General features: G+C 52.5%; 2 protein-coding genes. Both read left to right on the top strand.

Annotated elements, in window-relative coordinates; translation table 11 throughout:
- The first annotated feature begins 5 nt into the window (after window positions 1-5).
- Complete coding sequence (locus tag CSA35_09580) at window positions 6-2,276, top strand: hypothetical protein (GenBank protein ID PIE53765.1); 2,271 nt, start codon at window positions 6-8, stop codon at window positions 2,274-2,276.
- A 296-nt stretch (window positions 2,277-2,572) separates the two neighbouring features.
- On the top strand, window positions 2,573-2,779 hold a 207-nt coding region (locus tag CSA35_09575; protein ID PIE53764.1), incomplete at its 3' end, for a hypothetical protein.

Below are 2,779 nucleotides of genomic sequence, written 5' to 3'. Positions count from 1 at the left end.
TGGCGGTGGCGGATGATGTCACTATTACCATTCAGGTTACCTCGGAAGCTGGTGACACAGGGGTCGGAGCGAGCAATGTTCAGTTAGGATTCGAAAATGTCGCTGCTAATGAGGGAAATATCCAGACGAGCACTGAAGATATTGCTGAAGATGCTCAAGAGCCGGTTTATATCACCCCGAAACCTGGCTATGCTCTAAAGAGCATAAAATTCCAGGGTGTAGATTTGGAAAAGGCTCCGGACGGAAACTACTATCTGGACGGAACTTCTACTCCTCTCACAGCCGGCACCCTGGAGGTGGTGTTTAAGAAAAGGCCCACCGTGGACATCACCCTTCATGTTGAGAATGGCGACACGAACTGTAAGGTTAAGTATGACGGCCCCCCACCCAGCGAGGAGGCTACGCAAGGTACTGATAAAACAGCAAAGGTCTTTTCCGATGAGGATGCAACCTTTACCGTCACCCCGGGCTATAGTGCAGAGTCCATCCAGTTCAATGGCACCGTTTTGATCGGGGCTGATGGAAAGTACACCCTGCCTCAGGACAAAATTCAGGACGCCGGCACCCTCATCGCTGCCTTTGAAGAAGCGGTGGGGATAGGCCAGGACTTCAGCGCTGGAGGAGACGGTGCCAGCATGACCTATAAGGGCACCAAATCTGTCAAGGGATCGCCACAAACCTTTAGGGTTACCAAAGGAGAAAATGCGGTCTTTACCGTTGCCGGTGGCAGTGGGAAGTACGTTACGGGGGCCAAATTTACGGCCTCTGATGGTACCCCTTCAAATGTCCCCCTGACCAAAAACCCTGACGGCAGCTACATGCTTCCGGCAGGATTTCTTAATGAGCCTGGTACGGTGGCGATTGAAACAGGGACCGCACCGAAACTGGCCGTTAAAGAGAAACTCAACATGATGCCCCAGCCCGCGGGAACGAGTGTCGAGTATAAGCCCGCCCTTAATGGCAACGGTGAGGTAACCAATGTCGTGAAAACAGATTCGGACTCCTTTGAAGTCGAGTTCTTTGCAGCACCCTTGGATATGGTGGGTTGGGTGGGTTGTGATATGAGCGCCCCCCCAGGGCAGCCTGAGGCCCACGTGCAGAATTTCTTCCGCGATGCCAAGGGACATTTAGTCCCCGGCTTGCCCCCCAGTGATGTCAATGTAATAAACACCGGTATAGACATAGCGGTATCTCTTGGTGTTATGAGCTCAGACTATGAGATAACCACGAAACTCATAAACGTTGGTAGCACCTTCCATCACGTAGTCTCCCTGCCCGACGCCGCCTTTGAAGGGGGCACCTGCGACAAAACCAGCAGCGCGGCGATACCCGTGGAGGTGATCTTCACCCCCGATCCGGGACACAAGTTCTACGGCCTCAATCCCCTCAAGGTGTGGAACACCCAGGCCGATGGCACCTACTCGGCCTCTCCCTCCTACTACGAGGTAACCTACACCAATCCAGACGGCACCCCCTTGGACGAGAACAACCTTATTCAAAATGGTACGCAAAAGCCTGTGAAGATAACGATCGAATCTTCTAAGGTCGGCCTGGGACTCACCCCAGAGAGCTTTAACATAAGTGCAAATGCCCCCTCCCCTTTCCCTGAGCCTATCGTTCCTATGCCTCTCGATCCCGATCCCCCCGTTTACCCCGACGTCCCCCATGTGACTGGGAACACGGAACCCCTTACGGGCGATGCCAAAGCCGATAAGGTAGAGGCGGATCTCAAAGACCCCAACAGCGACCAGTATAAAAATATCGAGGACGACGCGGAAGAGGCCATCCACAAATTCTATTCCGATATGTACAATGAGGATCCGGAAGGGTTCTATGACTTCATGGGATACAACATTGATGACATTACCCCCGCTCCTCCCATGCAAGCCACAGCCTCCGGCGAACCTGGGTGTATCATGGACGCGAACGTGGGCTTTTCCTACACCCAGCCCGGCCCGGACCAGGCATGTCTCTTCTACGTCATGGAGGCGAACCACAATGGCGGCTACGACCTGATCTCCTGCGGTAAACCCGTCGTCACAGTTGATGGTTTTTCCATCGCCACTGCTGAAAAGTTCACACATACGCTCGAGGTTAAAGACGGAGAGGAATACGATCTTGACACTGACGACGGCAAAGTCAAAGCCCACTACGTGCCCGTGGTGGTTACCGCCAGCAAAAACGGCGGCTCCGGTGGCGGTGGCGGCGGTTGCACCATGGGCTTCGTTCCCCTGGCGCTGCTCCTCCTCGCCCCTCTGGGTTTCCTGAAAAAATAGGACGAGGTTACCAGCTTTGAGGTAACCCAAGGTAGCAAGATAACAACGCAACACGAAAAAAGCCCGGGAAGGAGCAAAGGCGCTCCTTCCCGGGCTTTTTTTGATTTTTGTATTTCTTCCTGCTTTTTCCTGTTACGGATTTTCTATCCGCGTTTTTTGTGTGTTTTTTATATGTTTTTTCGTCCACTTTAGGATTTTTCCTTAAAGTGCACATCCATTGAGAATCCCCCTAGTTAATAGTATAATCACACATAAAAAGCAACACCCCGTAGCCACCACGGAAAAGGAGTGCGGACATGCTGGAAGGTAACTTTCTCCCACGCCCCATGACCGAAGAGCAGGTTGAAGCGGAACTTGAAAGAGGCCACGTCTACCGACTTAACGACAGGTTCTTCAAATTTCTTTTTGGAAGAGAAGAACGTAAACCCCTCTTTCTCGACCTCGTGAATAGTATCGTCTTTCCAGGCGGCGAAAAAGCCTTTACGTCCTTTTCCTACGCCACC

Origin of the sequence: Dethiosulfovibrio peptidovorans (genome assembly GCA_002748665.1) — a bacterium.
Classification (GTDB): domain Bacteria; phylum Synergistota; class Synergistia; order Synergistales; family Dethiosulfovibrionaceae; genus Dethiosulfovibrio; species Dethiosulfovibrio peptidovorans_A.
This window is presented reverse-complemented; position numbering and strand designations above follow the sequence as displayed.